This is a genomic window from Acidovorax sp., assembly GCF_046294525.1.
Taxonomy (GTDB): Bacteria; Pseudomonadota; Gammaproteobacteria; order Burkholderiales; family Burkholderiaceae_C; genus Acidovorax.
The window spans coordinates 270,601-296,338 of the sequence record NZ_JBKBKQ010000003.1; the positions used below are offsets into that span (position 1 = coordinate 270,601).

Sequence of the window (25,738 nt, forward strand, 5' to 3'; positions counted from 1 at the left end):
ATTCACGTGCAGATAATGCATGAATGAACACCGACAGCCTGCACCTCTTTGTGGCGGTGGCCCGACGCGGCAGTTTTGCCGCAGTGGCCAAGGAGCGCGACGTGGACCCATCCTCCGTATCGCGCGCCATTGCGGATCTGGAGAGCGGGCTGGGCCTGCGGTTATTGCAGCGCAGCACCCGATCGATGACGCTGACCGAAGCGGGCGAAATCTATCTGTCGCGGCTGGAGCCCTTGCTGGACGAGCTGGAGCATGCGCGCGACGCAGCCGCACAGGTCAGCCGGGCGCCGCAGGGTGTGCTGCGTCTGACCGCCTCGGTCACGTTCGGGCAGGTGTGCATCGTTCCCCTGCTCGGCGAGTTTCATGCCCGCTATCCGGGCCTGCAGGTCGAGTGCCTGTTCACCGACACGAACGTAGACCTGGTCACAGAGCGCGTGGATCTGGCCGTGCGGCTGGCGCCGGCCATCGAGGGCGACGTGGTGGTGTCGAAACTCATGGACACACGCTACGGCGTGTATGCCAGCCCCGGCTATGCAGAAAGGCATCCGCCTGTTGTGCGCCCTGCCGACCTGTCCCAGCACCCGGTGCTGCGCTTCAACCTGCGGGCATACCGCACGCACTGGACGTTTCGTGACCCCGAGGGCAACGAGGAGCGCATCGCCATCCAGGGCCACCTGACACTGGCGCCCGCCAGCGCACTGCTGGCAGCGGCTGTCGCCGGCCTGGGACCAGCGCTGCTGCCAGACTGGCTGGTGGCCGATGCGGTCGCCACGGGGCGTCTGGTGCCGCTGCTGCCAGGCTACGCGGCCACCGCCACCACCTTCGATACGGCTGCATGGCTCGTCTACCCCAGCCGCACCTATCTGCCGAGCAAGGTGCGCGCGATGGCAGATTTTCTGCGCGAGAAACTTCGGGAGGGCGCTGGAGTGCATGCCCACGGGCCCGCGAGGAGCGCAGCGTAGTAGGTGACTGCGGCATAAAAAAGCCGCGCAGCCCTTTCGGAATCTGCGCAGCCAGCTACTGAATCAGTAGCAACCGAAGAGCGCTCTCAGGCTATTTCTTCTGCGGAGGCACATCTGTGCAACTGCCATGCGCAATCTCCGCCGCCATGCCGATGCTTTCGCCCAGTGTGGGGTGCGGATGAATCGTCTTGCCAATGTCCACCGCGTCTGCGCCCATCTCGATGGCGAGAGCGATCTCGCCGATCATGTCGCCCGCATGCGTGCCCACCATGCCGCCGCCGAGGATCTTGCCGTGGCCGTGGGCCTCGGGGGAGTCGTCGAACAGCAGCTTGGTCACGCCTTCGTCGCGGCCGTTGGCAATGGCACGGCCGGAGGCGGTCCAGGGGAACAGGCCCTTCTTGACCTTGATGCGTTGCGCCTTGGCCTGGTCTTCGGTCAGGCCCACCCATGCCACTTCGGGGTCGGTGTAGGCCACGCTCGGGATCACGCGGGCGTTGAACGCGGCGGAAGCCAGCGCCTTGTCGCCCGTGAGTTCCCCGGCGATGACTTCGGCCGCCACGTGCCCTTCATGCACCGCCTTGTGGGCCAGCATGGGCTGGCCCACGATGTCGCCGATGGCGAAGATGTGCGGCACGTTGGTGCGCATCTGGATGTCGACGTTGATGAAGCCGCGGTCTGTGACGGCCACGCCAGCCTTTTCAGCGGCGATCTTCTTGCCGTTGGGCGTGCGGCCCACGGCCTGCAGCACCAGGTCATAGACCTGCGGCTCGGGCGCGGTGCCGCCCTCTTCCGCTGCAGCGAAGCTGACCTTGATGCCCTCGGGAGTCGCCTCGGCTCCGACGGTCTTGGTCTTGAGCATGATGTTGTCGAAGCGGTGAGCGTTCATCTTCTGCCACACCTTGACCAGGTCGCGGTCGGCGCCCTGCATCAGGCCATCCATCATCTCAACCACGTCCAGGTGGGCGCCCAGCGTGGAATAGACGGTGCCCATTTCCAGGCCAATGATGCCGCCGCCCAGGATCAGCATGCGCTTGGGCACTTCCTTGAGTTCCAGCGCACCGGTCGAATCGACCACGCGCGGGTCCTTGGGCATGAAGGGCAGATGCACGGCCTGCGAGCCGGCGGCGATGATGGCGCGCTTGAAGGCCACGACCTTCTTGCTGCCCGTCTTCTCCTGGCCCTTGGCGCCGGTGGTTTCCTCCACTTCGAGGTGGTTGGCGCCCACGAACTGGCCCACGCCGCGCACGGTGGTCACCTTGCGCATCTTGGCCATGACGGCCAGGCCGCCGGTCAGCTTGCCGATGACCTTTTCCTTGTGGCCACGCAGCGTGTCCACGTTGACCTGGGGCGTGCCGAAGTCGATGCCGGCCGCCTTGAGGTGGCTGGCTTCGTCGATCACGGCTGCCACGTGCAGCAGCGCCTTGGAGGGGATGCAGCCCACGTTCAGGCAGACACCGCCCAGGGTCGAATAGCGCTCGACGATGACGACCTTCAGGCCCAGGTCGGCCGCGCGGAAGGCGGCGCTGTAGCCGCCGGGGCCGCCGCCCAGCACAAGCACGTCGCACTCGATGTCGGCCGTGCCGCCGAAGCTGGCCGCTTCGATTTTAGGAGCTGCCGGCATAGATGCAGCGGGCGCTGGAGCCGATTTTTGCTCTGCAGCCGGTGCGCTTGCCGCAGGAGTAGACGCAGGTGCTGGCGCAGACGCCGGTGCAGCGGCCGCCGCATCTGCAGCCTCCAGTGTCAGCACCACGGCGCCTTCGGCCACCTTGTCGCCGACCTTGACCTTGAGTTCCTTGACCACGCCGGCGTGGCTGGAGGGAATCTCCATGGAGGCCTTGTCCGACTCCACGGTGATCAGGCTCTGCTCGGCCTTGATGGTGTCGCCGGGCTTGACCAGCACTTCGATGACGCCGACCTCGTCGAAGTCGCCAATGTCGGGGACCTTGATGTCAATGGTTGCCATTGCAGGTCTCCTTCACAGCAGGATGCGGCGGTAGTCCGCCAGCACCTGACCGAGGTAAGCGTTGAAACGCGCGGCGCTGGCACCGTCGATCACGCGGTGGTCGTACGACAGAGACAGCGGCAGCGTGAGGCGCGGCACGAACTGCTTGCCATCCCACACCGGCTTCATCTGCCCCTTGGACAGGCCCAGGATGGCCACTTCGGGCGCATTGATGATGGGCGTGAAATGGGTGCCACCGATACCGCCGAGCGACGAGATCGAGAAGCATCCGCCCTGCATGTCGGCTGCGCCGAGCTTGCCGTCGCGGGCCTTCTTGGCCAGCTCGCCCATTTCCTGGCTGATCTGCAGGATGCCCTTCTTGTCGGCATCTTTGAGCACCGGCACCACGAGGCCGTTGGGCGTGTCGGCCGCAAAGCCGATGTGGTAGTACTGCTTGTAGACGAGCGTGTCGCCGTCCAGGCTGGTGTTGAACTCTGGGAACTTTTTCAGCGCGGCCACCACGGCCTTGATCACGAAGGCCAGCATGGTCACCTTCACGCCGCTCTTTTCGTTCTCCTTGTTGGTGGAGACACGGAAGGCTTCGAGCTCGGTGATGTCGGCCTCGTCGTTGTTGGTGACGTGGGGAATCATCACCCAGTTGCGGTGCAGGTTGGCGCCGCTGATCTTCTTGATGCGCGACAGGTCCTTGCGCTCCACGGTGCCGAACTTGGAAAAGTCCACCTTCGGCCACGGAAGCAGGTCCAGGCCCACGCCGGAACCACCGCTGGCAGCAGGTGCCTTGGCTGCCTGGGACTTGGTCTGCGCGGCGCCGCTCATCACCTGCTTGGTGAAAGCTGCAATGTCTTCCTGCGTGATGCGGCCCTTGGGGCCTGTGCCCTTGACCTCTTCGAGCGGCACGCCCAGTTCGCGGGCGAACTTGCGCACCGAGGGGCTGGCATGCGGCAGGCCAGGTGCAGGTGTGCCTGGCTGGTGCGCGGGCACCGCAGCGGCCGACGCTGGCGCGGGGGCTGGTGCAGAAGCCTGTGCGGCAGCGGGCGCCGCTGCAGCAGCAGCCGCAGAAGCGGGAGCCGGTGCAGGCGCTGCGGGTGCCGAGGCAGGTGCCGCTGCACTGGAGGCAGCGCCTTCGAGCACCGCGACCAGATCACCGATGTTCACGGTGTCGCCGATCTTGACCTTGAGTTCCTTGACCACGCCTGCGGCGGGCGAAGGGATCTCCATGGAGGCCTTGTCGGATTCGACGGTGAACAGTGACTGCTCGACCTTGATGGTGTCGCCCACCTTGACCAGCATTTCAATGACGGCCACGTCCTTGAAGTCACCGATGTCGGGCACGCGCACTTCGACCGGGCCGGAAGCGGCAGGGGCCGCAGGTGCAGGTGCAGCAGCGGGCGCTGGTGCTGGTGCTGGTGCTTCATTTTTAGGAGCTGCTTGCGCAGGTGCAGCGGGCGCTGGAGCCTGTTTTGGCTCTGAAGAAGCGTCGGCCGTCTCCAGCACCACGATGACGGAGCCCTGCTTGACCTTGTCACCCAGGGCGACCTTCACTTCATTCACGGTGCCAGCGTGGCTCGATGGAATTTCCATCGAGGCCTTGTCGGATTCCACCGTCAACAGCGATTGCTCGGCCTTCACCGTATCGCCCGGCTTGACCAGCACTTCGATCACGCCCACTTCGTCGAAGTCCCCGATGTCCGGGACTTGAATATCTACCAATGCCATGGTTCGTCTCCCGGATTGTTATGCGTACAGCGGGTTGATCTTGTCTGCGTTGATGCCGTACTTGGCAATGGCCTCGGCCACCTTGGCCACGGGCACCTTGCCCTCTTCGGACAGTGCTTTGAGCGCGGCCACCACGATGTAATGGCGGTTTACTTCGAAGTGCTCGCGCAGCTTGCTGCGGAAGTCGCTGCGGCCGAAGCCGTCAGTGCCAAGCACCTTGTAGGTACGACCGGCGGGGATGAACGGACGGATCTGGTCCGCGTAGTTCTTCATGTAGTCAGTGGACGCGACCACGGGGCCGCTCGTCTTGCCCAGTTGCTCCGACACGAAGGACACGCGCGGTGTCTCCAGCGGGTGCAGAAGGTTCCAGCGCTCCACGTCCTGGCCGTCGCGGGCCAGTTCGTTGAAGCTGGGGCAGCTCCAGATGCCAGCGGCCACGCCCCAGTCTTTTTCAAGCAGCTCTTGCGCAAAGAACGATTCGCGCAGGATGGTGCCGCTGCCCAGCAGTTGCACGGTGGGCGCGTCGGCAGCCAGGGCGGGCGCCTGCTTGCACAGGTACATGCCTTTGATGATCTGGTCCTCGGTGCCGGGCTGCAGGCCGGGCATGGCGTAGTTCTCGTTGAGCAGCGTCAGGTAGTAGAAGACGTTTTCCTGGCGCTCGACCATGCGCTTCAAGCCGTGGTGCATGATCACGCCGACTTCGTGGGCGAAGGTGGGGTCGTAGCTGATGCAGTTGGGTATGGTGCCGGCCAGGATGTGGCTGTGGCCATCTTCGTGCTGCAGGCCTTCGCCGTTGAGCGTGGTGCGGCCCGAGGTGCCGCCCAGCAGGAAGCCACGTGCCTGCATGTCACCCGCAGCCCAGGCCAGGTCGCCGATGCGCTGGAAGCCGAACATCGAGTAGTACACGTAGAACGGGATCATGATCCGGTTGTTGGTGCTGTAGCTGGTGGCCGCGGCGATCCAGCTGGCCATGCCGCCGGCTTCGTTGATGCCTTCCTGCAGGATCTGGCCAGCCTTGTCTTCCTTGTAGTACATCACCTGGTCGCGGTCGACCGGGGTGTACAGCTGGCCCTTGGGGTTGTAGATGCCGATCTGGCGGAACAGGCCTTCCATGCCGAAGGTGCGCGCCTCATCCACCAGGATGGGCACCACGCGAGGGCCCAGGGCTTGGTCGCGCAGCAGCTGCGTGAGGAACCGCACGTAGGCTTGCGTCGTGCTGATCTCGCGGCCTTCGGCCGTGGGTTCGAGCACGGCCTTGAAGGTGTCGAGCGAGGGCACGGTGAAGCTCTCGTCGGCCTGCGGGCGGCGCTGGGGCAGGTAGCCGCCCAGGGCCTTGCGGCGCTCATGCAGGTACTGCATCTCGGGCGTGTCGTCGGCCGGCTTGTAGTACGGGATATCGGCCAGCTGGCTGTCCGGAATCGGGATGTTGAAGCGGTCGCGGATGTACTTGATGTCCTCGTCCGAGAGCTTCTTGGTCTGGTGCACGGTGTTCTTGCCTTCACCGGCCTTGCCCATGCCGTAGCCCTTGACGGTCTTTACCAGCAGCACGGTCGGCTGGTTCTTGTGCTCGTTGGCGGCGTGGAAGGCGGCATACACCTTGGCGGGCTCATGGCCACCACGGCGCAGCTCAAACACCTCTTCGTCGGTCATGTGCTCGACGAGCTTGAGGGTCTCGGGGTACTTGCCGAAGAAGTTCTTGCGAACGAAAGCGCCGTCGTTGGCCTTCATGGCCTGGTAGTCGCCGTCCAGCGTTTCCATCATCAGTTGCTTGAGCTTGCCGCTCTTGTCGCGGCGCAGAAGCTCGTCCCAGCCGTTGCCCCACAGCAGCTTGATCACGTTCCAGCCGGAGCCGCGGAACTCGCTTTCCAGTTCCTGCACGATCTTGCCGTTGCCGCGCACCGGGCCGTCCAGGCGCTGCAGGTTGCAGTTGATGACGAACACGAGGTTGTCGAGGTTTTCGCGCGCGGCCAGGCCGATGGCGCCCAGCGATTCGGGCTCGTCCATCTCGCCGTCGCCGCAGAACACCCAGACCTTGCGGTTGGCGGTGTCGGCGATGCCACGGGCGTGCAGGTACTTGAGGAAACGTGCCTGGTAGATGGCCATCAGCGGGCCCAGGCCCATGGACACCGTGGGGAACTGCCAGAACTCAGGCATGAGCTTGGGGTGCGGGTAGCTCGAGAGGCCCTTGCCGTCCACTTCCTGGCGGAAGCTGTCCAGCTGCTCTTCGGTGAGGCGGCCTTCCAGGTAGGCGCGCGCGTAGATGCCGGGGGAGCTGTGGCCCTGGATGTACAGCAGGTCGCCGCCGTGCTTTTCGCTGGCCGCATGCCAGAAGTGGTTGAAACCGGCACCGAACATGCTGGCCACCGATGCGAACGAGCCGATGTGGCCGCCCAGGTCGCCGCCGTCCGCCGGGTTCAGGCGGTTGGCACGCACCACCATGGCCATGGCGTTCCAGCGCATGTAGGCGCGCAGGCGCTTTTCAATCTGGATGTTTCCGGGGCAGTGGGCTTCCTGCTCGGGCTCGATGGTGTTGACGTAGCCGGTGTTCGCGGAGAACGGCATGTCGATGCTGTTCTGGCGCGCGTGTTCCAGAAGCTGCTCCAGCAGGAAGTGGGCACGCTCCGGGCCCTCCTTGTCGATCACGGCGGACAGCGCGTCCATCCATTCACGGGTTTCTTGCTGGTCGGCGTCGGTGCCAATGCCGAAACCGGCCTGAGGGTCGGGCTGTGCTGACATGCTTTTGTCTCCTGTAGAAGTAGCAGCAATTTAGTACGTTGCCTCTAGTTTCTCACAAAAATCGCTTATTTCAAATGGTGCTTTATCATTTCATAATGCAATAAATTGCTGCAGTTGCACATTGATGTGGCGCCGTAACGGGGTGTCACCGCTCCCCTACACTTCGCAGATGGATTCGCAGCTGCCCTCCTCGTCGGCCAACCTGGTCGTTTCTGCCCCAGTGCGCTGGTGGCGCAAGTGGTGGCGCGGCTTGTCCCCCACGCGGCAGGACCGCTTTGCCGCGCTGGCGCCGCTGGCTGCCGTGCTCATGTTTCTGGCGGCCATCGTGGCGGCGTTCTGGTATTTGCGCGCCGAAGAGGCCGAAAGGGAACAGGAAGCCCTGCGCCGCGACGTGGAATACGCGCAGCAGCGCGTGCGCCTGCGTCTTCTGGAGCGTCAGGAACAGCTCATGCGCATTGCCCGTGACCTGTCAAACCAGGAGCTGGAGCGCGCAGACTTCGTGAGCCGCGCCGAGACGCTCATCAGCCAGTACCCCGAACTGCAGGCCATCACATGGATCGACGAGCGCCGCCGCATCCGCGCCAGCCATGCCGCACCCACGCTGGCCAGCAACGAGCTGCGCATCGCAGGCGAAGTGCTCAAGCCCGGCGAGACCGCCGATACCTTTGGTCTGGCCCGCGACCTTCAGCAGCCGGTGTACTCACAGCCTGCCGCCACCACCGGTGACTCCGCTCCGCTGCTGCAGTTGCAGGTGCCACTCAACAACCAGGGAAAGTTCGCTGGTGTCGTGCTGGGTGAATACTCCATCGACAGCCTGCTGCGCTACGGCACTCCCACCGAGGTGCTGGCCCGCTACGCGGTGACGCTGCTGGATGGCAAGAGCCAGGTGCTGGCCGGCACCCCCTTGGGTCCGCGCAACCCTGCCACCCAGCTGCTGCCGTGGACGCCCCGTGCGAATGAATACGAGGTGCCCGTCTCCCCCGTGGGCAACGGCCTGGTGCTCAAGGCCCAGGCCTACCGCACCTCACTGGGCGTGGTGGGCAGCGGGCTGTTCTGGCTGGTGGGCACGCTCAGCGCCATGACGGCCTGGATGCTGATCGCCACCTGGCGCCACACCCGCCGTCGTATGCAGGCCCAACAGGCCCTGGTGGCCGAGACGAACTTCCGCCGCGCGATGGAAAACTCCATCCTGACCGGCATGCGCGCGCTGGACATGGAAGGCCGCATCACCTACGTGAACGCTGCCTTCTGCCAGATGACGGGCTGGAGCGAGGCCGAGCTGGTGGGCCTGAAGGCGCCCTTCCCCTACTGGCCCGAATCCGACCACGAGGCGCTGCACGCCAAACTGCGCGACGAACTCAGTGGCAAGACCATCGTCGGCGGGTTCCAGGTGCGCGTGCGGCGCAAGAGCGGCACGCTGTTTGACGCACGGCTGTATGTGTCGCCGCTGATCGACGCGCACGGCCAGCAGACCGGCTGGATGACGTCGATGACCGACATCACCGAGCCCAACCGTATCCGCGAGCAGCTGTCGGCCTCGCACGAGCGATTCACCATCGTTCTGGAGTCGCTGGACGCCTCCGTCTCTGTGGCGCCGCTGGGCAGCGAAGAGCTGCTGTTTGCCAACAAGCTCTATCGCCAGTGGTTCGGCTCGCAGACCGGCGGGCACCTGCAGCTGGTGGCGCAGGCCGGCGTGGTGCCGGTGGCCGGCTCCAACCCGTCGGGCATGGACGACGAAGATGGCCTGATGGGCTTGCCCACCGACCCTCTTACCAGCGCCCGCACCGAAAACGCCGAAATCTATCTGCCCGACCTGGGCAAATGGTTGGAGGTGCGCTCACGCTACCTGAACTGGGTGGACGGCCGCCTCGCGCAGATGGTGATTGCCACCGACATCACGCCCCGCCGCCTGGCGGAAGAACAGGCCGAGCGCCAGGCCGAGCGCGCCCAGTCGGTCAGCCGCCTCATCACCATGGGCGAGATGGCCTCCAGCGTGGCGCACGAGTTGAACCAACCGCTCACCGCCATCAACAACTATTGCAGCGGCATGGTGTCGCGCATCCAGAGCGGACAACTGACCGAAGAAGCCCTGCTAACGGCGCTGCAGAAGACTGCCCACCAGGCCCAGCGCGCGGGCCAAATCATCCAGCGCATCCGCTCCTTCGTGAAGAAGAGCGAACCGAATCGCGCGCTGGCCGATGTGCACTCCATGGTCAACGAAGCCGTGGAACTGGCCGACATCGAACTGCGCCGCCACAACGTGCGCCTGACCCACTACGTGGCCGCCCGCCTGCCGCCCGTGATGGCTGACACCATCCTCATCGAGCAGGTGCTGGTCAACCTGATGAAGAACGGCGCCGAAGCCATCCAGCACGCCAACCGCCCCGCCGCCGGCCGCAGTGTGGAGCTGCGCGTGGTGCCCAAGACGGTGGACGAGCGCCAAGTGGTGGAGTTTTCGGTGCAGGACACCGGCAAGGGCCTGGCGCCAGAAGTGCTGGAACGTTTGTTCGAAGCCTTCTTCTCCACCAAGCAGGAAGGCATGGGCATGGGCCTCAATCTGTGCCGCAGCATCGTCGAGTCGCATCAGGGCAGGATGCAGGCGGAGAACCTCTACAATGGCCCGGAGGTCATCGGCTGCAGGTTCTCCTTCTGGCTGCCGCTTGCCAAGCCTGCTGATGCCACTACAAATTCTGTAGCAAACACACGAAACCCAAGGACCATTGCATGAGCTTGATTCCGAAAAAAGGCACTGTCTACGTTGTGGATGACGATGAGGCAGTTCGCGATTCCCTGCAGTGGCTGCTGGAAGGCAAGGACTACCGGGTACGCTGCTTTGATTCGGCCGAGACCTTCCTGTCGCGCTACGACCCGCGCGAAGTGGCTTGCCTGATCGTGGACATCCGCATGGGCGGCATGACCGGCCTGGAACTGCAGGACCGCCTCATCGAGCGCAAATCCCCCCTGCCCATCGTCTTCATCACCGGCCATGGCGACGTGCCCATGGCTGTCAACACGATGAAGAAAGGCGCGCTGGACTTCATCCAGAAGCCTTTTGACGAAGAGGAACTGGTCGGCTTGGTCGAACGCATGCTGGACCATGCCCGCGAGGCCTTCGCCGGCTACCAGCAGGCAGCCAGCCGCGACGCCCTACTCTCCAAGCTCACCAGCCGCGAAGCCCAGGTGCTCGAACGCATCGTCGCCGGCCGCCTGAACAAGCAGATCGCCGACGACCTGGGCATCAGCATCAAGACGGTGGAGGCGCACCGCGCCAACATCATGGAAAAACTCAACGCCAACACCGTGGCCGACCTGCTGAAGATCGCCCTGGGGCAGAACGCACCCAAGGCCTGAGGACTCATTTTTTGATAGCTGCTAGCGCTTTCCAGATAAGCGCTAGAGGCTAATTTGACTGACATTTTTTGACCATGACCGCCCAACTCATTGACGGCAACGCCCTGTCCCGCCAGCTGCGCACCGAGGTCGCGCAACGCGCTGCGGCCCTCACCGCCCGCGGCCACCAGCCTGGCCTCGCAGTGATTCTGGTGGGTGAAGACCCCGCATCCGCCGTCTATGTACGCAACAAGGTGAAGGCTTGTGAAGACAGCGGCGTCCGCTCTGTGTTTGAGAAGTACGAGGCCGATCTGAGCGAAGCCGCTTTGTTGGCACGTATTGAGGCCCTCAATGCCGATCCGACCGTACACGGCATCCTGGTACAGATGCCCCTGCCCAAGCACATTGACCCGCACAAGGTCATCGAAGCCATTGCCACGTCCAAGGATGTGGATGGGTACTCCGTGCTGTCGGCCGGCGAACTGATGGCAGGGCTGGAAGGTTTCCGCCCCTGCACGCCCTATGGCAGCATGAAGCTCATCGAGTCCACGGGCCAATCGATCAAGGGCAAGCACGCCGTGGTCATTGGCCGCAGCAACACCGTGGGCAAGCCCATGGCCCTGCTGCTGCTGCAGGCGAACGCCACTGTGACAGTCACCCACAGCGGCACACCCGACTTGGGCTACCACACCCGCCAAGCCGACATCGTGGTGGCGGCGGTGGGCCGTGCCAACACGCTTACTGCTGACATGGTCAAGCCCGGCGCCATCGTGATCGATGTGGGTATCAACCGCAAGGCGGATGGCAAGCTCTGCGGCGACGTGGACTTTGACGGCGTCAAGGAAGTCGCCGGCTGGATCACCCCCGTTCCTGGCGGGGTCGGCCCCATGACCATTACCATGCTGCTCGTCAACACCATCGAAGCCGCCGAGCGCGCTGCCGCTGGCTGAACAACGCGCCTGGTGCGACGCCAAATCAGCTGCTTTGCAACTTGAACCTGTGCCACCCGGCGCCATCTGACTCCGCATGAGCAACGCCCTTCTCGACTTCTCGGACCTTCCCCACTTTGATCGCATCGCCCCACAAGATGTGGCCCCCGCGATGGACGCACTGCTGGAGCGTGCCAACCAGGCACTGGAGACGGTCACCGCGCCGGACTTCCCCGCCCGCTGGGAAGACATTGCCCGGGTGCTGGATGTGGCGACAGAGCAGCTCGGCACAGCATGGGGCGCGGTGAGCCATCTCAACAGCGTGGCCGACACACCCGAGCTGCGCGCCGCGTACAACGCCGCACTGCCCCGCGTCACCGAGTTCTGGACCCGCCTGGGCGCCGACGAGCGCCTGTACGCCAAGTACAAAGCCATTGACCCCGCCTCGCTGACGGCGGAGCAGCGCCAGGCGCACCTGAACGCCGTGCGCAACTTTGTGCTGAGCGGTGCGGAACTGACCGGTCCAGCCAAAGAGCGCTTTGCGCAGATCCAGGAACGCCAAGCCGAACTCAGCCAGAAGTTCAGTGAAAACGCGCTGGACGCCACCGACGCGTTTGCCTACTACGCCACTGCGGACGAACTGGAAAGCGTGCCTTCAGACGTGCAGCAAGCCGCGCTTGCCGCCGCCCAGGCGGAAGGCAAGTCGGGTTACAAGCTCACGCTCAAGATGCCCTGCTACCTTCCCGTGATGCAGTTCGCCGCGCGCAGCGACCTGCGCGAAAAGCTCTACCGGGCATACGTCACACGCGCTTCCGATCAGGCCGAGGGCGACGCCCGCAAGTTTGACAACACCGCGCTGATCAGCGAGATCCTCGCCCTGCGCCGTGAAGAGGCCCAACTGCTGGGCTACGGTAATTTTGGCGAAGTATCCGTGGTGCCCAAGATGGCAAAGTCGCCCGCAGAGGTGGTCGGCTTCTTGCGGGATCTGGCCCGCCGCGCGCGGCCGTATGCGGAGAAAGACGTGGCCGACCTGCGGACGTTCGCGGCAGAGCATCTGGGGCTGACATCGCCACAGGCCTGGGATTGGCCGTACATCTCGGAGAAGCTCAAGGAAGCGCGTTATGCCTTCAGCGAGCAGGAGGTCAAGCAGTATTTCACCGCCCCCAAGGTGTTGGCGGGGCTCTTCAAGATCATCGAAACTCTGTTCGAGGTGTCCATCCGCCGTGACACAGCCGCCGTGTGGCACCCCGCCGTGGAGTTCTATCGCATTGAGCGCCAGGGCCAGCTGGTGGGCCAGTTCTATTTGGACCAGCCGGCCCGCACCGGCAAGCGCGGAGGCGCCTGGATGGACGATGTACGCGCCCGCTGGAAGCGCCCAGACACGGGCCAGCTGCAAACGCCCGTGGCCCACCTGGTCTGCAACTTTGCCGAAGGCGTGGACGGCAAGCCGCCCCTGCTGACGCACGACGATGTGATCACCCTCTTCCACGAGTTCGGCCATGGGCTGCACCACATGCTGACGCAGGTGAACGAGCGCGACGTGTCGGGCATTAGCGGTGTGGAGTGGGACGCCGTGGAACTGCCCAGCCAGTTCATGGAAAACTTCTGCTGGGAATGGGACGTGCTCAAGCACATGACCGCCCATGTGGACACGGGGGCCCCGTTGCCCCGCGAGTTGTTCGAGAAGATGACGGCGGCCAAGAACTTTCAGAGCGGCATGCAGACCCTGCGCCAGATCGAGTTTGCGCTGTTCGACATGCTGCTGCACACCGAGCACGACCCCGCCCAGGACTTCATGCCGCTGCTGGCGCAGGTGCGCAGCGAGGTGGCCGTGCTGGAACCACCGGCTTTCAGCCGAACGGCACACACCTTCAGCCACATCTTTGCCGGTGGATACGCTGCGGGTTACTACAGCTACAAATGGGCCGAAGTGCTGAGCGCGGACGCGTACGCCGCCTTTGAAGAGACTGTGGGCGGCGATGGCCTGCCCAGTACCGAAACTGGCCGGCGCTACCGCGAGGCCATCCTGGAAGCTGGCGGCAGCCGCCCTGCCATGGAATCCTTCAAGGCCTTCCGCGGCCGCGAACCCAGTCTGGATGCCCTGCTGCGCCACCAAGGCATGGCCGAAGAAGCCACGCCGCCCCGAATGAACTGAGGAGAACGACCACCATGCCGAAGCCATTGTCCGCCCCGCTGCTTGCATCGCTGCTGATGGCCCTGGCCTGCGCCAGTGCCCAGGCACAGACTGTCTACCGCATCGTCGGCCCGGACGGCAAGGTTACCTTCTCGGACCGCCCACCGGCAGATGCAGCAGCCCAGCCTGCACGAACCTCCGGCACAGGTCCCACAGCCCCGAATGCGGAGCTGCCTTTGGCGCTACGCCAGCCTGCCACACGGTTTCCGGTCACGCTCTACACCAGCAGTGACTGCGCGCCCTGTGCCAGCGCACGCAACATGCTTGTGGCGCGCGGCATTCCGTTCACCGAGCGAACGGTGTCCACCAACGAAGACATTGACGCGCTGCAGCGCCTGAGCGGCAGCGCCAGCCTGCCTTTTGGCACCATCGGCAGCCAGCAACTGGCGGGCTTTTCAGACACCGAGTGGACACAGTACCTGGACGCCGCTGGCTATCCCAAGCAGTCGCAACTGCCGCCCAATTACCGCAGGCCTGCTGCAACCCCTCTGGTTGCAGTGAAGGCTGCAGAGCCTGCTTCGGCGGCAGCGTCGGCCCCTTCTTCAGCACGCGCCCAGGCTCAGAGGCAGCGTCCGCCAGCGCCTGTCAATGAAGGCCCCACCCCCAGCAACCCTGCAGGGATCCGGTTCTGACTGGGTTCTGATGGGGTGGTCGCGCGCTGCAGGGCGGGCTAAAAACATAAAAGGGAGCTTTCAAGGCTCCCTTTTTTATTTGGCGAGCGGCGCTGCCGTCCCATTAGTACGTCAGCGTTTTCACGCCCTGAGCGGTGCCCAGCAGGCACACGGAGGCCTTCTGGTGTGCAAAGACCCCCACCGTCACCACTCCCGGCCACTGGTTGACGTCGGACTCGAAAGCCACGGGGTCGGCAATGGTCAAGCCCTTCACATCCAGGATGTGCTGACCATTGTCGGTGACCAGAGGCTGGCCATCTTTGAGGCGCAGGGCAGCTTGCGCCCCCATGGCTTCGAAACGACGAGCGATGTGGCTAGCGGCCATGGGGATGACCTCCACCGGCAGGGGAAACTGCCCGAGGGTCGGCACCAGCTTGGACTCATCCGCGATGCAGACAAAGCGGGCTGCCAGGGCGGCCACGATCTTCTCGCGTGTCAGCGCGGCCCCGCCGCCCTTGATCATGTGGCCTTGGCCATCGATTTCATCCGCACCGTCGATATAGACAGAAAGCGCCGGCACCTCATTGGCATCCAGCACGGCAATGCCCAGAGCCTTGAGCTTTTCGGTGCTCGCCACCGAACTGGACACGGCCCCCTTGATCTGGTCCTTGATGGTGGCCAGGGCATCGATGAACTTGTTGACGGTGGAGCCGGTGCCCACCCCCACAATTTCGCCGGGCACTACGTATTGCAGCGCGGCTTGGCCTACCAGGGTCTTGAGTTCGTCTTGGGTCAGGGGAGTCGTGGTCGTCATGGGAGAAAATCAGGGGTAATCCCCGAATTATCCCCCCATGTCCCTCATCCCCTACGCCCTCACCCGCCCCTTTCTCTTCGGCATGGATGCCGAATCCGCCCACGAACTCACCATGGACATGCTCGCGCGCGGACAACGCACTCCGATGCAGTGGGCCTGGTGCAACGAGACCGTGGATGACCCCGTGGAGTTGGCCGGCCTGACCTTTCCCAACCGGGTCGGAATGGCTGCAGGCCTGGACAAGAATGCACGCTGCATTGATGCGCTGGGCGCCATGGGCTTCGGTTTCGTGGAGGTCGGCACCGTCACACCCAAAGGCCAGCCCGGCAACCCAAAGCCTCGCATGTTTCGCCTGCCCCAAGCAAAGGCTCTGATCAACCGCCTGGGCTTCAACAATGATGGGCTGGATGCCTTCTTGCGCAACGTGCAGCAGGCGCAGTTCCGCACCCTGGCACGCAAGCATCGCATGCTGCTGGGCTTGAACATCGGAAAGAACGCCAGCACGCCGATCGAAAGCGCCACCAGCGACTACCTCACCTGCCTGGAGGGCGTGTACCCGCACGCGGACTACGTGACCGTCAACATCAGTTCGCCGAATACCCAAAACCTGCGGGCGCTGCAAAGTGACGCAGCACTGGACGCACTGCTGGGCGCCGTTGCCCAGCGGCGCGAGGCGCTGGCGACCCAGCATGCGCGCCGGGTGCCGGTGTTCGTGAAGATTGCCCCTGACCTGGAGGAGCAGCAGGTGGCCGTGATCGCCGCCACCTTGCAGCGCCATGGCATGGATGGCGTCATCGCCACCAACACCACCATCAGCCGCGCTGCCGTGCAGGGCATGCAGCACGCCGAAGAAACAGGTGGGCTCAGTGGAGCACCGGTGCTGGAAGCCAGCAACCAGGTGATCCGGCAACTGCGCGCGGCCCTTGGATCTCAATTCCCCATCATCGGCGTGGGCGGCATCATGAGCGCGGCCGACGCGGTCAGCAAAATCCGCGCAGGCGCAAACGTGGTGCAGATATACACCGGTCTTATCTACGAGGGCCCGGCACTGGTGGCCAAAGCGGCCAAAGCCATCAAGGCCATCGGTGCTGGATAAACATCCGGAAAGAAAAACGGAGCCGCTGTTTCCAGGGCTCCGTGTCACGGCGAGGCGAGACTGTTGGCGCCAACTATAAAGCCTTGCGGCGCAGACGCATTACCAGTGGCAGTACCACGCCGGCCCAGCGCACCAATCGACGCGGCCCCGCAACCAGCGCCCCCGCAGCTACGGCAGCGACAGCAACAGGATGCTCTCGCGCAAAGCCTGCGAGGCGCAGCGCCATGGATTCGTCCACTGTTCCGCCCAAGCCTGGGTTGCGTTCTGCCAGCGCAAGCGATTGCGCACGTGCAGCGCGCCGGGCCCGCAGGCGCTCACGCTGAAGGGCGATACGCTCAATCACCTGCTGCTGTTCAGGCGTTGCAGACAGCGGAATCGACTGTGGCGACGATGCTTCCGGGGTGGATGATTTGGCTGCGGATGTCATAGACGCTCCTTGATGTCTCGCCAATCCTGGCTCAGTTCGCGGCGCGTCAGCGCAAAACCGTCGCCCGCACGCTGGGCCACTGACACCAGCGACGCGAGGGCAACCACCCACCCCAGTGTCCACACGCCTGCCACCAGCCAGCCCACCAAGGTACGCTGAGGGGTGTCCCAAAAATGCACAAGCACCGCCAACGACAGCATGATGAGTGCCACCACGGTGAGCCCAGCCACCAGAATGATGAGAATCAGAATCTGCTGCAGCCGCTGTTTCTGGTCTTGCCATTCCAGCCGGGCCAACGCCATGCGGTCCTCGACAGCAATGGCCCCTTCGATGATGTTGGCCCGCCATCGGTTGACGAGCGGTTCCAGTCCAAGCAAAGCGAGCCAGTTCATGCCAAACCTTGGTCGGAAGGGCTGATCACGCTACGCAAAGCGGCGCAAAGGAGATTTGCATGCATGCGCTCAGCGCCGTGCAAGCAGGAATCCCACCAACGCACCCACCGCCAGTGCCGCGCCAGCCACGCGCCATGGCTCATCATGGGCGTAGCGGTCTGCAGCAATGGCTGCGTCCTTGGCTTGGCGGGCGGCATCCTGGGCGGCACGCACGGCGGACTCGCGCACGTTGTGCATGCCGTCGTCCAGGCGTTGACGCAAGAGCTTGATCTCTGGGACTGCATCCAGGTCCTTGTTGGCCAGCAGCCCCCGCAGATCAGAAACCAGTTTCTCCAGTTCGCCCTGGGTGGTGTTCGTGTCGGAAGCAGTCATACAAGCCTTTCTTCGATGTACAAAATTGACGACAGGTGTCGCAGGCGAGCACCTGGGCTCATCTTAGCCACCCCTGGGTAAAGCCCTCCGTAGGACGGGGACGCATGTGGTTACCGTTTGCAATGCACTTGCGCTAGGTCATGGGCGACCAGCCCATGTTCCGCAATGAGTGGGGCATTTGTCAATGCGCGGCGGCGCAACAGTCTGGTACCTACGCATTCTCAAAACCATCCAACACATTGATCGCATTGATGCCGAGTTCGGCAGCGGCGTACCCGCCTTCCAGCACGAACACCGTTGGTAAGCCCAGCTGGCTCAGCCGCGCACCCAGGCGCGTGAAATCGGAGGACGCCAGCGCAAAGCGCGAGATAGGATCGCCCTCGAACGCATCCAAACCCAAGGAGACGACCATCACGTCTGCGCGATAGCTGCCAACGCGCTCACAGGCATGTTCCAGGGCCTCAAACCACCGTGCTGCGGAGGTCCCTGCGGGCAAAGGCAAGTTCAGATTGAAACCCAAACCCAATCCAGCGCCCCTTTCGTCCGCGTGTCCTAGATAGAAGGGGTACTCGGTGCGCGGGTCGCCATGGATGCTGATGAACAACACATCGTCGCGGTCATAAAAAATGCTCTGCGTCCCGTTGCCATGGTGGTAATCCACGTCCAGCAATGCCACCCGACCCGCGCCCTTATTTCGAAGCACCTGTGCCGCCACGGCAGCATTGTTGAGAAAGCAGTAGCCGCCCATGAAGTCCGGCCCCGCATGATGGCCCGGCGGGCGGGTGCAGCAGAACGCGGCCGGTGCGCCCTGCGCGACACTGCGAGCGGCGCTGGCCGCCGCGTCGGCCCCTGTTTTGGCGGCCATCCAGGTTCCTTCGGCCATGGGGGTGCCGTTGTCCATGGAGTACAGGCCCAGCTTTGCCACAAAGTTGTCCGGCTCCACATCGCTGCGCAAGGTACGAACCGGCCACACGGACGGAAAAGGCTGCACGGCTGCATTGGACGCATCCAGTGCCAGCCATTGCGACCAGGCCGTTTGCAGAAACGACAAATAGCGCGCCTCATGCACTTGCTGCAGGGCAGCGGTGCTGTCGAAGTCCGGCGTGTGCATGGGATGGCCCTGCGCGCGTAGCGCCTGCTCCACATAGTCCACGCGCTGCGGTTTTTCAAAGCAGGGAACGCGCTCCCCGCGGTAAAACTCGTGAACAGGCGCGTGGCCTGGATGCAGCGGATTGAGGAAGGTGATCATGCGGGGTGGCAGGCGTCTGTACCGGGAAACCTGCACTGTAGCCGCCTTCGCACCGGCCAACTTCCCTCACGACGATACGCACCACAACAAAAAGCCCCTCCAGTTTCATCCGGAGGGGCTTTGAATCTGGTGGGTGATACATGGATCGAACATGTGACCCCTGCCGTGTGAAGGCAGTGCTCTACCGCTGAGCTAATCACCCGTCATGCCTGCCTTTCCACAAGGCGGTTGCATGAAAGCCTGTCAAAAGCGTGGTGGGTGATACATGGATCGAACATGTGACCCCTGCCGTGTGAAGGCAGTGCTCTACCGCTGAGCTAATCACCCTTGTCGCTGCGACAGCCCTCTATTATGGCACAGCTTTTCAGGCCGTTTGAGTGGCACGCCAAATTGTTTTGCCACCACTCGCTTTGTCGATCTGGGCTAGCACCTCGGCATGAGCCGCATGCTCCTGTTCGCTCGCTTTCAGGACGGGCAAAATCAGGCCGCGCAAGTCGATTGCCGCAACTTTCATCCCGCCTGCGCTCTCCTGCACATCCTCAGCGATGAGCAGGGCATCCTGGCCGCGCGTCAGATTGATGTAGACATCCGCGAGCAACTCTGCGTCCAGCAGAGCACCGTGCAACGTGCGCCCCGAGTTGTCCACGCCCAAACGGTCGCACAGTGCGTCCAGCGAGTTTCTTTTGCCCGGGTACATCTCCTTGGCCATGGCCAGGGTGTCCGTCACGCTCTCCACAAAGGTGCGGAACGCAGGGCGCCCCACCAGTTCCAGCTCCTTGTTGAGAAAGCCCACGTCGAAGGCCGCGTTGTGGATGATGATCTCGGCTCCCTGCAGGTACTGGAGGATGTCGTCCACCACTTCAGCGAACTTGGGCTTGTCCTTCAGGAATTCGTTGCTGATGCCGTGCACCTTCAGCGCATCCTCGTGGCTGTCGCGACCGGGGTTGAAGTAAAGATGCAGGTTGTTGCCGGTGAGCTTGCGGTTAAGTAGCTCTACGCAGCCTAGTTCAATGATGCGATCCCCACCCTCGGCCGAAAGGCCGGTGGTTTCGGTGTCCAGAACAATTTGCCGGGTCATGCGCGCCCCCACACTCGGCACTTCGTGTCCTCGCCGCCCCCCAAAGGGGCGCCAGCTTGCTTGGGGCGGCCTCGCGCTGCACTCATCTAGTGGTTCTCTTTGGCGTGGTTGATCGTGTACTTGGGAATCTCGACAGTCAGATCGGTCTGCGCAAGGATGGCTTGGCACGACAGGCGCGACTGCGGCTCCAGACCCCAGGCGCGGTCCAGCAGGTCTTCTTCCTCTTCCTCGGCCTCGTTGAGAGAACTCAGCCCCTGGCGCACGATGACGTGGCAGGTGGTGCAGGCGCAGCTCATGTCGCAAGCGTGCTCGATGTTGATGTGGTGGTCGAGCAGCGCCTCGCAGATGGACGTGCCGGCAGGCGCAATGATCTCGGCGCCTGCCGGGCAATATTCGGGATGGGGAAGAATCTTGATGACGGGCATGGGGCGGTCTTTAACTTGGCAATCCTTGACTTGATCGGCAGGGTGCGTGCAGGGGGCTCACAAGGTTTGAACGTTTTTGCCGGCCAACGCCTGCTGGATGCCTCGGTTCATGCGCTGGGCCGCAAACGCCTCGGTCCCCTTGGCCAGGGCCTCGGTGGCGGCTTCAATTGTCGCGGCGTCTTGCGCATCGAGCTGGGCGCGCAGCGCAGCCATCAAGCCGTCGATGGCAGCACGCTCTTGCGCGCTCAACACATCGCCGTCCGCATCGAGCGCGCTCTGGGTGGCCAAAAGCATGCGGTCCGCGTCCACTCGGGCCTCCACCACGGCGCGCGTCTTCATGTCCTGCGCGGCAGTCGCAAAGCCGTCCTGCAGCATGCGCGCAATCTCATCGTCAGACAGGCCATACGAGGGCTTCACATCAATGCGCGCCTCAACGCCGCTACCCTGCTCCTTGGCGCTCACGCTCAGCAGGCCATCCGCGTCAACGGTGAAGGTGACGCGGATGCGCGCAGCGCCGGCAGCCATCGGCGGTATCCCGCGCAACTCAAACCGCGCCAGACTGCGGCAGTCCTGCACCAGGTCTCGCTCTCCCTGCACCACGTGGACCGCCAACGCCGTCTGACCATCCTTGTAGGTTGTGAAGTCCTGCGCCTTAGCGGTCGGGATGGTCTCGTTGCGTGCCACGATACGTTCCACCAGGCCACCCATGGTTTCGATACCCAGCGACAGCGGGATCACGTCGAGCATCAGCAGGTCTCCCGCCGTGTTGTTGCCCGCCAGCTGGTTGGCCTGGATGGCGGCACCCAGCGCCACGACCTCGTCGGGATTGAGATTCGTCAGCGGCTTTTTGCCAAAGAAGTCGGCCACCGCCCGCTGCACTTGCGGCATGCGGGTGGAGCCGCCCACCATGACCACGCCCTGCACCTCGTCACGCGACAAGTGGGCATCACGCAGCGCACGCCGCACAGCGGCCATGGAACGCGCCGTCAGCGCCTCCGTAGCAGCGTCAAAATCGCTCCGTTTCACATCAAAAACGGCTGTACCGCTTGTCAATAAAGCGCTGAAAGCTATTAAATCTGTAGCAGTCAATGCCTCCTTGCACGCCCTTGCCGCCATGCGCACAGCGGCTTTGTCGGCGGGCGTCACCGCCTGTAGTCCCAGCTGCTGCAACACCCAGTCGGCCAGCGCGGCGTCATAGTCGTCGCCGCCCAGCGCCGAATCTCCGCCCGTGGCAATCACTTCGAACACGCCCTGGGTCAGTCGCAATATGGAGATGTCGAAGGTGCCACCTCCAAGGTCGTAGACGGCGTAAACGCCTTCGCTGGCATTGTCCAGGCCATAGGCGATCGCGGCGGCGGTGGGTTCGTTGATCAAACGCAGCAGGTGGATGCCCGCCAGCTTGGCGGCATCCTTGGTGGCCTGACGCTGGGCATCGTCAAAATAAGCAGGCACTGTGATGACCGCGCCATACAGGTCGTCGTTGAAGGTGTCTTCGGCCCGGTACCGCAGCGTTGCCAAAATCTCGGCGCTGACTTCAACGGGCGACTTGGGCCCGCCGACCGTTGCGATGCTGACCATGCCGCCCGTACGGGCGTCTTCGTCCGGCGCCACAAACTCGTAGGGCAGCTTGCCGGCCTCGGCAACATCTTTCAGGCCACGGCCCATGAAACGCTTGGCTGACGCAATGGTGTTGCGCGGGTCCTGGGCTTGCGCGGCCCAGGCTTCATATCCGATCTGGCGCCCGCCGTTTTCGAGGTAACGTACCACCGAAGGAAGCAGGACGCGCCCCTCGGCATCGGGCAGGCACTCAGACACCCCATTGCGCACGGCGGCAACCAGCGAATGGGTGGTACCCAGGTCAATGCCGACTGCAATGCGCCGCTCGTGCGGGTTGGGGGACTGGCCGGGTTCGGAAATCTGCAGAAGCGCCATGAAATATCGGGTCTCAACGTGGCGGGGCCGGCCATCACATCAGCACGCAATGGTGTGCCCCAAGGGAAAGCAAAACCGTTCTATTGTCCCAGTTGCTCTCGGCGACGCTCAATGTCCTCTGCAAATCGCGCAATGAACATGAGGGCTCTGACCTGGCGCGCTGCGCCTGCGTAGTCTTGCTGCTCGTCAATGAGCTGGCCGCACTGGGCCAGAGCGGTACGGCGGGCTTGCTCGACAACTTCCTCCAGCGCATCAAGTTCGCTCTCGATACGGGCTTCTTCCAACGATTCACGCCACTCCATCTGCTGCATGAGAAAAGGCGTCGGCATGGCCGTGTTGTCTTCGGCGCGGATGGGTGCACCATTGAGCTCGCACAGGTAGGCCGCGCGGTGTTGCGGGTCTTTCAGGCGCTGGTAGGCCTCGTTGATGCGCACGGACCACTGCATGGCCACACGCTGCGCGGCGGGGCCTTGCGCCGCAAACTTGTCGGGGTGTGCCTCGCGTTGCAGCTCTTTCCATCGGGCGTCAATGGCACTGCGCTCTTGTGCAAAACGGCGCTCGAGCCCAAACAATTCAAAGTCGTCAGATTGCAGATTCATGCGCGGCGCAAGCAGCAGGTGTGAACAACATCCAAGAAAAAACCGCCAGCACACAGCGCTATGGCGGTTTGGCAGAACGATGCGGCGGGAATCAGACGCGGAAGCTCTCTCCACAACCACAACGGTCACGCTCGTTGGGGTTGTTGAACTTGAAGCCTTCGTTCAAGCCCTCGCGGACGAAATCCAGCTCGGTGCCATCGATATATGCCAGGCTTTTGGGGTCGATCAACACCTTGACGCCATGGTTTTCGAACACGATGTCCTCCGGTTCGCTTTCGTCAACGTATTCGAGCTTGTAGGCGAGGCCCGAGCAGCCGGTGGTCTTTACCCCCAAGCGAACGCCCAGCCCTTTGCCGCGCCGGGTCAGGTAGCGGTTGACGTGCCGGGCCGCGGCTTCTGTCAGCGTAATGGCCATGTCGCTGGATCCATCCATCTGTGAATCAAAACTCAGGCGGCAGCAGGCGCGGTCGCGGCGTGTTTGGTCTTGTAGTCCAGCACAGCGGCCTTAATCGCGTCTTCGGCCAGGATGGAGCAGTGCACCTTCACGGGCGGCAGGGCCAGCTCTTCGGCGATCTCGCTGTTCTTGAGGGCCGCCGCTTCGTCCAGCGTCTTGCCCTTGACCCATTCAGTCACCAGCGAAGACGAGGCGATGGCCGAGCCACAGCCGTAGGTCTTGAAGCGCGCGTCTTCAATCACGCCGGTCTCGGGGTTCACCTTGATCTGCAGCTTCATCACGTCGCCGCAGGCGGGCGCGCCCACCATACCGGTGCCCACCGAATCGTCGCCCTTGTCGAACGAACCCACATTGCGGGGGTTTTCGTAATGGTCAACCACTTTGTCTGAGTAAGCCATGATGTGTACCTCTTCAATGCAATCTTCAAAAATCTGTGGGCAGCCGTGGGATCAGTGCGCAGCCCACTGGATGGTGCTGATGTCGATGCCATCCTTGTACATCTCCCACAGCGGGCTCAATTCGCGCAGACGGGCCACGTTCTCTCGGATGGTGGAGATGGCGTAGTCGATCTCCTCCTCGGTGGTGAAACGGCCAATGGTCATGCGCAGGCTGCTGTGAGCCAGTTCATCACTGCGGCCCAGGGCACGCAGCACATAACTGGGCTCCAGGCTGGCCGAGGTGCAGGCAGAGCCAGACGACACGGCCAGGCCCTTGATGCCCATGATGAGCGACTCGCCCTCGACGTAGTTGAAGCTCATGTTCAGGTTCTGGGGCACGCGCTTGCCAGGCTCGATGCTGCCGTTGATGAACACCTGCTCGATGTCCTTAAGGCCGTTGAGCAAACGCTGCTGCAGGGCGCGGGCCTTGGCGTTGGACTCGGTCATCTCTTCCTTGGCTATGCGGAATGCTTCCCCCATGCCCACGATCTGGTGGGTGGGCAAGGTACCAGAGCGCATGCCACGCTCGTGGCCGCCGCCGTGCATCTGAGCCTCCAGGCGGACGCGGGGCTTGCGGCGCACATACAAGGCGCCGATGCCCTTGGGACCGTATGTCTTGTGCGCCGTCATGCTCATCAGATCGACCGGCAACGTGGACAAGTCAATCTCCACACGGCCAGTGGCCTGGGCAGCATCCACATGCAGCAGGATGCCCCTTTCGCGACACAGCGCGCCAATGGCGGGGATGTCCTGGATCACACCGATTTCGTTGTTGACGAACAGGACGCTGATGAGCACGGTGTCAGGACGAATGGCCGCCTTGAGTGCGTTCATGTCGACGAGGCCGTCTTCCTGCACATCAAGGTAGGTGGCTTCAAAGCCCTGGCGCTCCAGCTCGCGCATGGTGTCCAGCACGGCCTTGTGCTCAGTCTTGAGCGTGATGAGGTGCTTGCCCTTGCCCTTGTAGAAGTGGGCCGCGCCCTTCAAGGCCAGGTTGATGGATTCGGTGGCGCCGCTGGTCCAGACGATCTCACGCGGGTCGGCACCAATCAGCTCTGCGACCTGCACACGCGCTTTTTCGACCGCCTCCTCGGCCTCCCATCCCCAGGCATGGCTGCGCGAGGCTGCGTTGCCAAAGTGTTCGCGCAACCAGGGGATCATGGCGTCCACCACGCGGGGGTCTACCGGGGTGGTGGCGCCATAGTCGAGATAGATGGGAAAGTGCGGGGTCATGTCCATGGCTGGCTCAGAGAAGGTTGCTGGCTGGCAAACTCAACAAAAATAACAACTACAAAACTTGCTTCGGTTTCAGGGCCAAGCCGACCCTGCCGGGCCCGCCACCACCCTACTCCCTTCAGGATTTGGCGAACACGTTGCCCAGTGCGAAAACCGAGTTCGGCGCGTTCACACGAATGGGCTTGACCACGGGGGTGGTAGAGATGGCCCGGCGGACCACGGGCTTGTCTTCAATCTGCACACCTTTGGCGATCTGCTCATCAACCAGTTTTTGCAAAGTGACTGAATCCAGAAACTCCACCATGCGCTGGTTCAGCGACGCCCACAGCTCGTGCGTCATGCAACGGCCAGCTTCACCCAGGCAGTTTTCCTTGCCTCCGCACTGGGTGGCGTCAATAGGTTCATCCACCGACACGATGATGTCTGCCACGGTGATATCGCCCGCCTTTCGGGCCAGCGTGTAACCACCACCGGGGCCACGCGTGGATTCCACCAGCTCATGGCGACGCAGCTTGCCGAAGAGCTGCTCCAGATAGGACAGGGAAATCTGCTGGCGCTGGCTAATGGCTGCAAGGGTGACAGGGCCGTTATTCTGGCGCAGGGCCAGGTCAATCATGGCGGTGACCGCAAAACGGCCTTTGGTAGTGAGACGCATCGCAAGCTCCTTGTGCTAAGGCTTGTTCGTTGAAGAAACCGCCTCCGCTGGCTGTTGGCCAGCGAGGGCACCGTCTCCGCCCCTTTCTCCGCACAATCAGTCGCCTGGCACGGAGCCCTTCATCGTTGGGC

The 25,738-nt window shown here is 63.3% G+C and carries 23 protein-coding genes and 2 tRNA genes; 7 read left to right on the forward strand and 18 right to left on the reverse strand.

The genetic code is table 11. The annotated features are described in order from the left end of the window. Positions 1-23 precede the first annotated feature (23 nt). Positions 24-962, forward strand: a complete 939-nt coding sequence (locus tag ACK4HJ_RS05695) for a LysR family transcriptional regulator (RefSeq protein WP_409828552.1) — start codon at positions 24-26, stop codon at positions 960-962. A gap of 91 nt (positions 963-1,053) precedes the next feature. Here ACK4HJ_RS05695 and lpdA read toward each other — a convergent pair whose 3' ends face one another. The 3 genes from lpdA to aceE are packed head-to-tail and all read right to left on the reverse strand — an operon-like array spanning position 1,054 to position 7,377. Beyond that, the gene (gene lpdA, locus ACK4HJ_RS05700; RefSeq protein ID WP_409828555.1) at positions 1,054-2,925 is read right to left on the reverse strand and encodes a dihydrolipoyl dehydrogenase; all 1,872 of its coding nucleotides are present in this window, start codon (positions 2,923-2,925) and stop codon (positions 1,054-1,056) included. 12 nt (positions 2,926-2,937) lie between these two features. After that, a complete protein-coding gene (gene aceF, locus ACK4HJ_RS05705) occupies positions 2,938-4,641 on the reverse strand; it encodes a dihydrolipoyllysine-residue acetyltransferase (protein WP_409828558.1) in 1,704 nt (567 codons plus the stop codon). Positions 4,642-4,659: 18 nt separating this feature from the next. Further along, positions 4,660-7,377, reverse strand: a complete 2,718-nt coding sequence (gene aceE / locus ACK4HJ_RS05710; protein ID WP_409828561.1) for a pyruvate dehydrogenase (acetyl-transferring), homodimeric type — start codon at positions 7,375-7,377, stop codon at positions 4,660-4,662. Between the two features lie 169 nt (positions 7,378-7,546). Here aceE and ACK4HJ_RS05715 point away from each other — a divergent pair, with 169 nt between their 5' ends. The 5 genes from ACK4HJ_RS05715 (at position 7,547) to ACK4HJ_RS05735 (ending at position 14,462) form a co-directional block, all read left to right on the forward strand. Next, positions 7,547-10,105: a PAS domain S-box protein gene (locus ACK4HJ_RS05715; protein WP_409828563.1), complete on the forward strand. Its 2,559-nt coding sequence runs from the start codon at positions 7,547-7,549 to the stop codon at positions 10,103-10,105. Next, positions 10,102-10,728 carry a response regulator transcription factor gene (locus ACK4HJ_RS05720; RefSeq protein ID WP_218295105.1) on the forward strand — a complete coding sequence of 209 codons (627 nt, stop codon included), beginning with the start codon at positions 10,102-10,104 and terminating at the stop codon, positions 10,726-10,728. The genes ACK4HJ_RS05715 and ACK4HJ_RS05720 overlap by 4 nt, the downstream gene beginning before the upstream one ends. A gap of 74 nt (positions 10,729-10,802) precedes the next feature. Then, a complete protein-coding gene (gene folD / locus ACK4HJ_RS05725) occupies positions 10,803-11,657 on the forward strand; it encodes a bifunctional methylenetetrahydrofolate dehydrogenase/methenyltetrahydrofolate cyclohydrolase FolD (RefSeq protein WP_409828565.1) in 855 nt (284 codons plus the stop codon). A 76-nt stretch (positions 11,658-11,733) separates the two neighbouring features. Continuing rightward, a complete protein-coding gene (locus tag ACK4HJ_RS05730; protein WP_409828566.1) occupies positions 11,734-13,791 on the forward strand; it encodes a M3 family metallopeptidase in 2,058 nt (685 codons plus the stop codon). Between the two features lie 14 nt (positions 13,792-13,805). Continuing rightward, positions 13,806-14,462, forward strand: coding sequence for a glutaredoxin family protein (locus ACK4HJ_RS05735; protein ID WP_409828568.1), 657 nt, complete (start codon positions 13,806-13,808; stop codon positions 14,460-14,462). A gap of 103 nt (positions 14,463-14,565) precedes the next feature. Here ACK4HJ_RS05735 and rpiA read toward each other — a convergent pair whose 3' ends face one another. Then, the gene (gene rpiA / locus ACK4HJ_RS05740) at positions 14,566-15,255 is read right to left on the reverse strand and encodes a ribose-5-phosphate isomerase RpiA (protein ID WP_409828569.1); all 690 of its coding nucleotides are present in this window, start codon (positions 15,253-15,255) and stop codon (positions 14,566-14,568) included. A 37-nt stretch (positions 15,256-15,292) separates the two neighbouring features. On the opposite strand from rpiA, the gene ACK4HJ_RS05745 reads away from it, so the two are divergent. After that, positions 15,293-16,351 (forward strand): quinone-dependent dihydroorotate dehydrogenase, encoded by a 1,059-nt coding sequence (locus ACK4HJ_RS05745; RefSeq protein WP_409828572.1) that lies wholly within the window; start codon positions 15,293-15,295, stop codon positions 16,349-16,351. 73 nt (positions 16,352-16,424) lie between these two features. Here the strand turns inward: ACK4HJ_RS05745 and ACK4HJ_RS05750 are convergent, their stop codons facing one another. The 14 genes from ACK4HJ_RS05750 to iscR form a co-directional block, all read right to left on the reverse strand. Continuing rightward, positions 16,425-16,778 carry a hypothetical protein gene (locus ACK4HJ_RS05750; RefSeq protein WP_409828574.1) on the reverse strand — a complete coding sequence of 118 codons (354 nt, stop codon included), beginning with the start codon at positions 16,776-16,778 and terminating at the stop codon, positions 16,425-16,427. Beyond that, positions 16,775-17,170, reverse strand: coding sequence for a phage holin family protein (locus ACK4HJ_RS05755; protein WP_409828577.1), 396 nt, complete (start codon positions 17,168-17,170; stop codon positions 16,775-16,777). Before ACK4HJ_RS05755 ends, ACK4HJ_RS05750 begins: the two co-directional genes overlap by 4 nt. Positions 17,171-17,239: 69 nt before the next feature. Next, entirely contained in the window at positions 17,240-17,542 is a 303-nt protein-coding gene (locus ACK4HJ_RS05760; protein ID WP_409828579.1) for a DUF883 family protein, read from the reverse strand. Positions 17,543-17,753: 211 nt separating this feature from the next. Further along, a complete protein-coding gene (locus ACK4HJ_RS05765; RefSeq protein ID WP_409828582.1) occupies positions 17,754-18,791 on the reverse strand; it encodes a histone deacetylase family protein in 1,038 nt (345 codons plus the stop codon). A 127-nt stretch (positions 18,792-18,918) separates the two neighbouring features. Further along, positions 18,919-18,993, reverse strand: a tRNA-Val gene (locus ACK4HJ_RS05770). A 50-nt stretch (positions 18,994-19,043) separates the two neighbouring features. Further along, a tRNA-Val gene (locus ACK4HJ_RS05775) sits at positions 19,044-19,118 on the reverse strand. A gap of 37 nt (positions 19,119-19,155) precedes the next feature. Next, the gene (gene dnaQ, locus ACK4HJ_RS05780; protein WP_409828584.1) at positions 19,156-19,869 is read right to left on the reverse strand and encodes a DNA polymerase III subunit epsilon; all 714 of its coding nucleotides are present in this window, start codon (positions 19,867-19,869) and stop codon (positions 19,156-19,158) included. An 86-nt stretch (positions 19,870-19,955) separates the two neighbouring features. After that, complete coding sequence (gene fdx / locus ACK4HJ_RS05785) at positions 19,956-20,294, reverse strand: ISC system 2Fe-2S type ferredoxin (protein WP_409828586.1); 339 nt, start codon at positions 20,292-20,294, stop codon at positions 19,956-19,958. A 57-nt stretch (positions 20,295-20,351) separates the two neighbouring features. Then, positions 20,352-22,226, reverse strand: coding sequence for a Fe-S protein assembly chaperone HscA (gene hscA, locus ACK4HJ_RS05790; protein ID WP_409828587.1), 1,875 nt, complete (start codon positions 22,224-22,226; stop codon positions 20,352-20,354). A gap of 80 nt (positions 22,227-22,306) precedes the next feature. Next, positions 22,307-22,825: a Fe-S protein assembly co-chaperone HscB gene (gene hscB / locus ACK4HJ_RS05795; RefSeq protein WP_409828589.1), complete on the reverse strand. Its 519-nt coding sequence runs from the start codon at positions 22,823-22,825 to the stop codon at positions 22,307-22,309. Between the two features lie 91 nt (positions 22,826-22,916). Further along, positions 22,917-23,240 carry an iron-sulfur cluster assembly protein IscA gene (gene iscA / locus ACK4HJ_RS05800; protein WP_015013983.1) on the reverse strand — a complete coding sequence of 108 codons (324 nt, stop codon included), beginning with the start codon at positions 23,238-23,240 and terminating at the stop codon, positions 22,917-22,919. Positions 23,241-23,272: 32 nt separating this feature from the next. Beyond that, positions 23,273-23,677: a Fe-S cluster assembly scaffold IscU gene (gene iscU / locus ACK4HJ_RS05805; RefSeq protein ID WP_409828593.1), complete on the reverse strand. Its 405-nt coding sequence runs from the start codon at positions 23,675-23,677 to the stop codon at positions 23,273-23,275. 51 nt (positions 23,678-23,728) lie between these two features. Then, on the reverse strand, positions 23,729-24,955 hold the full coding sequence (locus tag ACK4HJ_RS05810) for an IscS subfamily cysteine desulfurase (protein WP_409828596.1): 1,227 nt from the start codon (positions 24,953-24,955) through the stop codon (positions 23,729-23,731). Between the two features lie 115 nt (positions 24,956-25,070). Then, a complete protein-coding gene (gene iscR, locus ACK4HJ_RS05815; RefSeq protein WP_008904778.1) occupies positions 25,071-25,607 on the reverse strand; it encodes a Fe-S cluster assembly transcriptional regulator IscR in 537 nt (178 codons plus the stop codon). Positions 25,608-25,738 lie beyond the last annotated feature (131 nt).

What these genes read in the sequence shown, in the direction of transcription:
- ACK4HJ_RS05695 (WP_409828552.1), top strand. Translation starts at nt 24, where the DNA reads ATGAACACCGACAGCCTGCACCTCTTTGTGGCGGTGGCCCGACGCGGC.
- ACK4HJ_RS05765 (WP_409828582.1), bottom strand. Translation starts at nt 18,791, where the DNA reads ATGATCACCTTCCTCAATCCGCTGCATCCAGGCCACGCGCCTGTTCAC.
- iscU (WP_409828593.1), bottom strand. Translation starts at nt 23,677, where the DNA reads ATGGCTTACTCAGACAAAGTGGTTGACCATTACGAAAACCCCCGCAAT.
- folD (WP_409828565.1), top strand. Translation starts at nt 10,803, where the DNA reads ATGACCGCCCAACTCATTGACGGCAACGCCCTGTCCCGCCAGCTGCGC.
- ACK4HJ_RS05735 (WP_409828568.1), top strand. Translation starts at nt 13,806, where the DNA reads ATGCCGAAGCCATTGTCCGCCCCGCTGCTTGCATCGCTGCTGATGGCC.
- ACK4HJ_RS05755 (WP_409828577.1), bottom strand. Translation starts at nt 17,170, where the DNA reads ATGAACTGGCTCGCTTTGCTTGGACTGGAACCGCTCGTCAACCGATGG.
- iscA (WP_015013983.1), bottom strand. Translation starts at nt 23,240, where the DNA reads ATGGCCATTACGCTGACAGAAGCCGCGGCCCGGCACGTCAACCGCTAC.
- iscR (WP_008904778.1), bottom strand. Translation starts at nt 25,607, where the DNA reads ATGCGTCTCACTACCAAAGGCCGTTTTGCGGTCACCGCCATGATTGAC.
- fdx (WP_409828586.1), bottom strand. Translation starts at nt 20,294, where the DNA reads ATGCCCGTCATCAAGATTCTTCCCCATCCCGAATATTGCCCGGCAGGC.
- ACK4HJ_RS05810 (WP_409828596.1), bottom strand. Translation starts at nt 24,955, where the DNA reads ATGGACATGACCCCGCACTTTCCCATCTATCTCGACTATGGCGCCACC.
- aceE (WP_409828561.1), bottom strand. Translation starts at nt 7,377, where the DNA reads ATGTCAGCACAGCCCGACCCTCAGGCCGGTTTCGGCATTGGCACCGAC.
- ACK4HJ_RS05745 (WP_409828572.1), top strand. Translation starts at nt 15,293, where the DNA reads ATGTCCCTCATCCCCTACGCCCTCACCCGCCCCTTTCTCTTCGGCATG.
- ACK4HJ_RS05715 (WP_409828563.1), top strand. Translation starts at nt 7,547, where the DNA reads ATGGATTCGCAGCTGCCCTCCTCGTCGGCCAACCTGGTCGTTTCTGCC.
- ACK4HJ_RS05720 (WP_218295105.1), top strand. Translation starts at nt 10,102, where the DNA reads ATGAGCTTGATTCCGAAAAAAGGCACTGTCTACGTTGTGGATGACGAT.
- lpdA (WP_409828555.1), bottom strand. Translation starts at nt 2,925, where the DNA reads ATGGCAACCATTGACATCAAGGTCCCCGACATTGGCGACTTCGACGAG.
- dnaQ (WP_409828584.1), bottom strand. Translation starts at nt 19,869, where the DNA reads ATGACCCGGCAAATTGTTCTGGACACCGAAACCACCGGCCTTTCGGCC.
- rpiA (WP_409828569.1), bottom strand. Translation starts at nt 15,255, where the DNA reads ATGACGACCACGACTCCCCTGACCCAAGACGAACTCAAGACCCTGGTA.
- ACK4HJ_RS05750 (WP_409828574.1), bottom strand. Translation starts at nt 16,778, where the DNA reads ATGACATCCGCAGCCAAATCATCCACCCCGGAAGCATCGTCGCCACAG.
- hscB (WP_409828589.1), bottom strand. Translation starts at nt 22,825, where the DNA reads ATGAATCTGCAATCTGACGACTTTGAATTGTTTGGGCTCGAGCGCCGT.
- hscA (WP_409828587.1), bottom strand. Translation starts at nt 22,226, where the DNA reads ATGGCGCTTCTGCAGATTTCCGAACCCGGCCAGTCCCCCAACCCGCAC.
- ACK4HJ_RS05730 (WP_409828566.1), top strand. Translation starts at nt 11,734, where the DNA reads ATGAGCAACGCCCTTCTCGACTTCTCGGACCTTCCCCACTTTGATCGC.
- aceF (WP_409828558.1), bottom strand. Translation starts at nt 4,641, where the DNA reads ATGGCATTGGTAGATATTCAAGTCCCGGACATCGGGGACTTCGACGAA.
- ACK4HJ_RS05760 (WP_409828579.1), bottom strand. Translation starts at nt 17,542, where the DNA reads ATGACTGCTTCCGACACGAACACCACCCAGGGCGAACTGGAGAAACTG.